This is a genomic window from Streptomyces sp. NPDC046866 (assembly GCF_040704625.1).
Classification (GTDB): domain Bacteria; phylum Actinomycetota; class Actinomycetes; order Streptomycetales; family Streptomycetaceae; genus Streptomyces.
This window is the reverse complement of the sequence record NZ_JBEYXN010000006.1, coordinates 301,373-307,933: the sequence shown is the minus strand read 5'-3', so window position 1 is coordinate 307,933 and position 6,561 is coordinate 301,373. Positions and strand designations below refer to the sequence as shown.

Genomic DNA, 6,561 nt, shown 5'->3' with positions numbered 1-6,561 from the left:
TCTCCCCACCCCCCCCGGGGGCCCGCTCACCACACCCCCCCCCCGGGGGTGCCCCCCCCCCCGCCCCCGGGCCGGGCCCCCCCCCCCCGGCCCCCGCTTCTCTACTGTGGTCCTCGGTGCCGTGGTCGGCTAGGCCGCCCTCACCACGTGCGCCGCAGCCAGCGGACGGTGCGGTGCGATGATCTGGCCGTCCGGCAGCAGCTCACCGGTGTCCTCGAAGAGCAGGACGCCGTTGCACAACAGGCTCCAGCCCTGCTCCGGGTGGTTGGCCACCGGCTTGGCCGCCTCCCGGTCGGCGGAGTCGGCTGACGGGCATGCTGGCTGGTGATGGCACATGGATGCGTTCTTTCGCTGCGGTGTGGTCTGCGTGCTGCGGCTCGATGCCTTGTTCATGGCCGCCCCCCGTATCAACGTCTCGGTGTGGTCAGGGTCCCCAGTGTTCCCCTACGGACTCGCGTCCGCAGGGATTTCCGGCAGCTGTCCTCACAGATTGATGACGCATCACCCGTGCGGGCGGTTCAACCCAACTCCCCTGTCATTTCGGGTGGTTCGGCGATGGCACGAGCGGGCTAGACCGAATGGGTCGTACGGGTGGCGGGCCGGTCAGGCGGCGGGCGCGGCCAGCGGCGGCCGGACCGGCGGGGCCGGCGGGGTGAGCCGGTGGGTCATCACGGGCAGCAGCTCCGAAACCGGATGCGGCCGGTACGCGGCGATCCCGGGCGGCGCCGGCGCCAGTGGGACCAGCAGGTCGGCGGCGGCGGGCAGCCCGGCCGAGGCATCGGCGCCGACCGACCCGTGCAGCCAGAGGGTCAGCATGTACAGCTCCGGTACGGACAGCAACCGGGGCTGGTAGTTCTTGGCGAGCGATTCCGCCTGGCGCAGGGCGCGTTCGGTGGCGGCGACGTAGGGGCCTTCGAAGAAGTGGGAGAAGACCCAGCCGTCCGGCGTCAACCGGGTGTCGGCGGCGGCGATGTGGCGGTCGCCGCCGCGGATCAGGAACCGCCAGCCGGTCAGGCGGGTGCGGGGCGGGCGGGCCCCGAGGGCCGGCTGGGCCATGCCCAGCCGGTCGAGTACGTGGACCGGCAGGGGCAGTTCGGCGGTCAGGGGACCCTGGAAGGCGCGCAGGGCGGGAGTGCCCGCCGCGAGAGCCGTGGGGGAACCGAGTGCCGCGAGGACGCTGCGCAGGGCGGGCGCGGGAGCCGGGGGGACATGCAGCGGCATGGTGGGTCGCCTCTCACTTGGGAGACCTGTGGAACGGGGGCAGGTGCGGACGGCGCTGTCGCATTCTGGGGCCAGAGGGGGGCTGAGGGGCAATGGCCGCGCGCCAACTCTCTGCCTCGTTTGCGGAGTTTATACGACATGTGTTCACACAGTGTTTCGGCTAGCTGTCCCGCCCATTGCCGACAAGGCGCTTACCGGTCCCGCTGTCATGGCATTCATGTCGGATGCACGCGAACATGTCGCGCTGACCTCGGAGGTTACCGGAAAGGGGCTCGGCTGAAAAGCGCCGATTATGCGGAACCGGCAAATCCGATGCGGAATTTGCATACGGCGCCTTGCCAGGTGAATGTGCCATGGCGCCCTTCGGCCAAACCGGCGCACGCTCCCCGCCGCACATGCCCCCGCCGCGTTATGGATCACGCCGCCGGGGCATCATCGACCGTACATGCGCGCCCGGATGCCCGGGCGAGCCCACTCGAGGAGGGACGCTTCGATGGGGGAGAAGGTCGTGGCGGGCGGATTCGACCTGTCCGATCGGCAACGGTATCGGAGGAAGCTCCACGAGTGCCTGGAGGGGCTGGAGCGGCTTCTGGCGGAGAAGAGGTTCGACCGCCCCAAGAACATGATGGGGCTGGAGATCGAGCTGAATCTCGCGGGAGCCGACGGGATGCCGCGCATGGTGAATGCACAGGTTCTCGAGCGGATTGCGAGCCAGGATTTCCAGACCGAACTCGGAATGTTCAACCTGGAGGTGAACGTCCTCCCGCACCGGCTCGGCGGCCGGGTATTCGACCAGCTCGCAGAAGAGCTGAGCGCCGGGCTCGGCTACGCCCACCGGCAGGCGGCGCAGATCGACGCCGGGGTGGTGATGATCGGCATCCTGCCGACGATCACCCGCTCCGACCTGGTCACCGCCAACCTCTCGGCGGTCGACCGCTACGCGCTGCTCAACGAGCAGATCCTCATGCTGCGCGGAGAGGACTTCCTCCTCGACATCGACGGGGTCGAGCGGCTCACCTGGAGCACCGGGTCGATCGTCCCGGAGGCCGCCTGCACCTCCGTACAGCTGCACCTGCAGGTGACGCCGGCCCGGTTCGCCGACGTGTGGAACGCCGCCCAGGCGGTGACAGCCGTACAGATAGCCGTGGGCGCCAACTCGCCGTTCCTGTTCGGGCGCGAGCTGTGGCGCGAATCGCGGCCGCCGCTGTTCACGCAGGCCACCGACACCCGGCCGCCCGAGCTCCAGGCCCAGGGGGTGCGGCCGAGGACCTGGTTCGGCGAGCGCTGGGTGGAGTCGGTGTACGAGCTCTTCGCGGAGAACGTCCGCTACTTCCCCGCCCTGCTGCCCATCTGCGACGAGGAGGAGCCGCTGCGCGTGCTCGCCGAGGGCGGGGTGCCGAGCCTGCAGGAACTGGTGCTGCACAACGGCACCGTCTACCGGTGGAACCGGCCCGTCTACGGGATCGCCGACGGGGTGCCCCACCTGCGCGTGGAGAACCGGGTGCTGCCCGCCGGGCCGACGGTCTCCGACGTCGTCGCGAACGCCGCCTTCTACTACGGGCTCGTGCGCACCCTCGCCGACGAGCCGCGCCCGGTGTGGACCCGGCTGCCGTTCGCCGAGGCCGAGGCCAACTTCGACGCCGCCTGCCGGTACGGGATCGACGCCCGGCTGCGGTGGCCGCGCCGGGGCCGCGGCGGGGGCCTGGCCAGCGTCTCCGCCGTACGGCTGGTCCTGGACGAGCTGCTGCCGATGGCGGCGGCGGGTCTGGACGCGTGGGGCATCGAGCCCGCCGACCGCGACCACTACCTCGGCATCATCGAGGAGCGCTGCCAGCGCAGGGTGAACGGGGCGACCTGGCAGGTCGACACCTACCACCGCGCGCTGGCGGCCGGCATGGACCGGGGCGCCGCGCTGGCCGCGATCACCCGGCGGTACAGCGAGCTGATGCACCAGGGCGATCCCGTCCACACCTGGCCCGTCGGCCTGGTGGAGGAGGAGGACGCGCCGGCCCCCGTACCCGCCCGCCGGCCCTGAACCGCACCGGGTCCGGCGTGCCTGCGCCACCGGGTCCGGCGTGCCCCGGCACCGGCCGGTGATCCCGCTGCCCCGGCGAGGAGGCAGTATGGGGTGGTCGGAACGCAGAGGGCGGACGGGAGTCGGACGTGCGGGCGCAGCCGGAGCCGGTGGTCGGGTCGTTGCAGGAGGACGGGCAGCGGCGGATCCTGCGCGCCGAGACGCTGCTGGTGCTGGCGCTGTCGCTGGGGGCGAGCGCCCTCGCGTCGCTGATCAGCTTCGTCGGCTCGCTGACCAAGCCCGGGGGCCTGAAGGACCAGGCCGCCACCCTCAACGGCTCCCACGCCCCCGGTCGCCCCTGGCTGGACCTCGCCTGGCAGCTGTTCGGCATCTGTACCGCCCTCGTGCCCGTGCTGCTGGTCGCCCACCTGCTCACCCGCGAGGGCGTCCCGGGGCTGCGGGTCCTGGGCTTCGACCGCACCCGGCCCGCCTGGGACCTGGGCCGCGGGGCCCTGGTGGCCGCGGGGATCGGGAGCGCGGGGCTGGCGTTCTACCTGGCGGCCCGGGCGAGCGGGTTCAACCTCACGGTGGTGCCGGAGGCGCTGCCGGACGTGTGGTGGAAGTTCCCGGTGCTGTTCCTCTCCGCGGTGCAGAACGCCGTGGTGGAGGAGGTCATCGTGTTGGCCTACCTCTTGCGCCGGCTCGACCGGCTGGGCTGGTCCCCGGTCGGGGCGCTGGTCGCGAGCTCGGTGCTGCGCGGCTCGTACCACCTGTACCAGGGCATCGGCGGGTTCGTCGGCAACGTGGTGATGGGCGCGGTCTTCGTGCTGGCCTACCGCCGGTGGGGCCGGGTGGCGCCGCTGGTCGTGGCGCACGCGCTGCTCGACATCGTGGCCTTCGGCGGGTACGCGCTGCTCGCGGGGAAGGTGGGCTGGCTGCCCACTCCGTAGCACCGTGATCGGAAGGCCGTGACCGGAAAGGCCGTGACCGGAAAGGAGGGCCCTTCCGGTCCACGGCACCGGCCGGGCGGCCTCAGGGGCGGGCCAGCAGCTCGCCGTCGATGACCGTGACCGCGCTGCCGGTCAGCAGCGTGCGCTCGCCCGCCAGGGTGACCCGTACCAGCCCGGTCCGGGCACCGCCCTGCAGGCCGGTCAGCCGCGTGCGGCCCAGGCGCCCGGCCCAGAACGGGGCGAGGGCGGTGTGGGCGCTGCCGGTGACGGGGTCCTCGTCGATCCCGAAGGCCGGGAAGAAGCCGCGCGAGACGAAGTCGTACCCGCGGGCGGGGTCCTCGGCGGGGGCGGTGACGATGACGCCGCGGCGGGCGTAGCCGCGCAGGGCGGCGATGTCGGGGGTGAGCTCGCGCACGGTCCGCTCGTCCGCCAGCTCCACGAGCAGGTCGCCGATGTGGTCGGCGGTGTCGTGGACGGACTGGATCTCCGCGCCGAGGGCGTCGCGCACGGCGGCCTCGGCGGCCACCGGCGTCAGGGTCGAGGTGGGGAAGTCCAGGGTGATGGTGCCGTCGGTCGCGGCTTCGGCGGTGAGGACGCCGCACCGGGCGCTGAACCGGATCAGGCCCTCGGCCAGGCCGTTCGCGGCGAGGACGTGCGCCGTGGCGAGCGTGGCGTGGCCGCACATGTCGACCTCGGCGGCCGGGGTGAACCAGCGCAGCGCCCAGTCGGCCTCCCCGCCGGGCGGCAGGGGGTGGGCGAAGGCGGTCTCGGAGAGGTTGACCTCGGCCGCGACCTGCTGGAGCCAGGAGTCCGCGGGGAAGCCGTCCTCCAGGAGCAGGACCCCGGCGGGGTTGCCGCGGAAGGGCCGGTCGGTGAAGGCGTCGACGATTCTCAGGCGCATGCTCCCGACCGTAGGGGCGCAGCTGATCGCCGACAAAGGCCAATCCGGGACGGCTGGCCTGGTCACAGGCGTGTTCGGTACGAGTTACCGATATATCGTTGACGCATCGCGATCGGTCAGCGATAGTTGAGACATCGCAATCGGCGATACGACACCGAGACACCGAGACGAAAGGAGCGCAGCCATGCGTTCACGCGGAAAGCACGGACACGGCAACGGCACCGGGCACGAGCACGGACGGGGCCACGGGCACTGCGGGCCCGATCGTCGGGAGGAGTTCCCGGGGCGGCGCGCCGCCTTCGGCCCGTTCGGACCGCCCTTCGGCGCCGGCCCCTTCGGTGGGCGCGGCGGCCGCGGCGGACCGCGCGGCCGGGCCCGGCGCGGCGATGTGCGCGCCTCGATCCTGGCGCTGCTGAAGGACCGGCCGATGCACGGCTACGAGATGATCCAGGAGATCGGCGAGCGCAGCGGCGGGGCGTGGAAGCCCAGCCCCGGCTCGGTCTACCCGACCCTCCAGCTACTGGAGGACGAGGGGCTCATCGCGAGCGAGAGCGAGGGCGGCAAGAAGCTGTTCACGCTCACCGACGCCGGCCGCGCCGAGGCCGAGTCCGGGCCTGAGGCCCCCTGGGCCGAGGCCGGCCGCGGCTTCGACTTCGAGGCGATGCACGAGGTCCGGACGGCCGGCGTCGGCCTGATGGAGGCCTTCGGGCAGGTCTTCAAGACCGGCACTGCGGAGCAGCGCGAGAAGGCCTTGGCGGTGATCAACGACGCCCGCAAGAAGCTCTACCTGATCCTGGCCGACGAGCACTGAGCCCCCCGACCCCCGCACCGTGGCCCAGCGCGCCCCGCGAGTCCTCTCGCGGGGCGCGCTCGTGCATCTCGCTGTATGCGGCGGCGGCGGCAGGCGGCAGGCGGCAGGCGGCCAGCGGCAGGCGGCCGGTCAGGCGGTGACCAGGCCGGCCAGCTTGCGCAGCGACTCGTTCAGGGCGGCTGTGGCGGAGTCCTTGAGCTTGCCCGCCATGAGGGAGACGGCCGCTCCCGTGAACTCGCCGTCGATGCGGACGGTGGTGGCGTCCCCGTCGGGGACGAGGGTGTAGCGGGTCAGGACGGCGACCCCCATCGGGCCCTTGCCCGTGATGGCGAAGACGCGCTCCGGCTCCAGTTCCGAGACGGTCCACAGCACCTCGGCGGGAAAGCCCATCATCTTCATGTTCTCCTCGAAGGTCGCGCCGACCGCGAGGGTCTCGGGTCCGCCCTTCGGGAAACCGGTGTGCGTCATGCTCCACTGGCCGTACGCCGCCCAGTCCGTCAGCTGGGCCCAGAGCTTCGCGGCAGGTGCCTGGATGCGTGATTCCGCGGTGACTTCGGCCATGGGGCCACCCCTTCCCGTCGGGTCCGTGCGGCGGAACGTAGCCCCGGCCGGTGGAACATTCAATACTGACGACCTGTCAGAAGCGGTCGGCCCGTCGCCGTGG

At 72.3% G+C, this 6,561-nt stretch carries 7 protein-coding genes; 3 read left to right on the top strand and 4 right to left on the bottom strand.

The genetic code is table 11. The annotated features are described in order from the left end of the window. Positions 1-129: 129 nt before the first annotated feature. Both AB0953_RS13000 and AB0953_RS12995 read right to left on the bottom strand, forming a co-directional pair. Complete coding sequence (locus AB0953_RS13000; protein ID WP_366859487.1) at positions 130-336, bottom strand: DUF5999 family protein; 207 nt, start codon at positions 334-336, stop codon at positions 130-132. 267 nt (positions 337-603) lie between these two features. Next, on the bottom strand, positions 604-1,221 hold the full coding sequence (locus AB0953_RS12995) for a hypothetical protein (RefSeq protein WP_366859486.1): 618 nt from the start codon (positions 1,219-1,221) through the stop codon (positions 604-606). A gap of 493 nt (positions 1,222-1,714) precedes the next feature. Here AB0953_RS12995 and AB0953_RS12990 point away from each other — a divergent pair, with 493 nt between their 5' ends. Further along, a complete protein-coding gene (locus AB0953_RS12990; protein ID WP_366859485.1) occupies positions 1,715-3,256 on the top strand; it encodes a glutamate-cysteine ligase family protein in 1,542 nt (513 codons plus the stop codon). A gap of 128 nt (positions 3,257-3,384) precedes the next feature. Continuing rightward, on the top strand, positions 3,385-4,185 hold the full coding sequence (locus AB0953_RS12985) for a type II CAAX endopeptidase family protein (protein ID WP_366859484.1): 801 nt from the start codon (positions 3,385-3,387) through the stop codon (positions 4,183-4,185). An 82-nt stretch (positions 4,186-4,267) separates the two neighbouring features. On the opposite strand, the gene AB0953_RS12980 is transcribed toward AB0953_RS12985, so the two are convergent. Beyond that, on the bottom strand, positions 4,268-5,086 hold the full coding sequence (locus AB0953_RS12980; protein WP_366859483.1) for a PhzF family phenazine biosynthesis isomerase: 819 nt from the start codon (positions 5,084-5,086) through the stop codon (positions 4,268-4,270). A 184-nt stretch (positions 5,087-5,270) separates the two neighbouring features. On the opposite strand from AB0953_RS12980, the gene AB0953_RS12975 reads away from it, so the two are divergent. Next, the gene (locus AB0953_RS12975) at positions 5,271-5,897 is read left to right on the top strand and encodes a PadR family transcriptional regulator (protein ID WP_366859482.1); all 627 of its coding nucleotides are present in this window, start codon (positions 5,271-5,273) and stop codon (positions 5,895-5,897) included. 129 nt (positions 5,898-6,026) lie between these two features. Here AB0953_RS12975 and AB0953_RS12970 read toward each other — a convergent pair whose 3' ends face one another. Then, a complete protein-coding gene (locus tag AB0953_RS12970; protein WP_366859481.1) occupies positions 6,027-6,458 on the bottom strand; it encodes an SRPBCC family protein in 432 nt (143 codons plus the stop codon). Positions 6,459-6,561: the final 103 nt, after the last annotated feature.

Excerpts from the sequence above, each read along its gene's own strand:
- AB0953_RS12990 (WP_366859485.1), top strand. The coding sequence starts at position 1,715 with ATGGGGGAGAAGGTCGTGGCGGGCGGATTCGACCTGTCCGATCGGCAA.
- AB0953_RS12995 (WP_366859486.1), bottom strand. The coding sequence starts at position 1,221 with ATGCCGCTGCATGTCCCCCCGGCTCCCGCGCCCGCCCTGCGCAGCGTC.
- AB0953_RS12970 (WP_366859481.1), bottom strand. The coding sequence starts at position 6,458 with ATGGCCGAAGTCACCGCGGAATCACGCATCCAGGCACCTGCCGCGAAG.
- AB0953_RS12975 (WP_366859482.1), top strand. The coding sequence starts at position 5,271 with ATGCGTTCACGCGGAAAGCACGGACACGGCAACGGCACCGGGCACGAG.
- AB0953_RS12980 (WP_366859483.1), bottom strand. The coding sequence starts at position 5,086 with ATGCGCCTGAGAATCGTCGACGCCTTCACCGACCGGCCCTTCCGCGGC.
- AB0953_RS13000 (WP_366859487.1), bottom strand. The coding sequence starts at position 336 with ATGTGCCATCACCAGCCAGCATGCCCGTCAGCCGACTCCGCCGACCGG.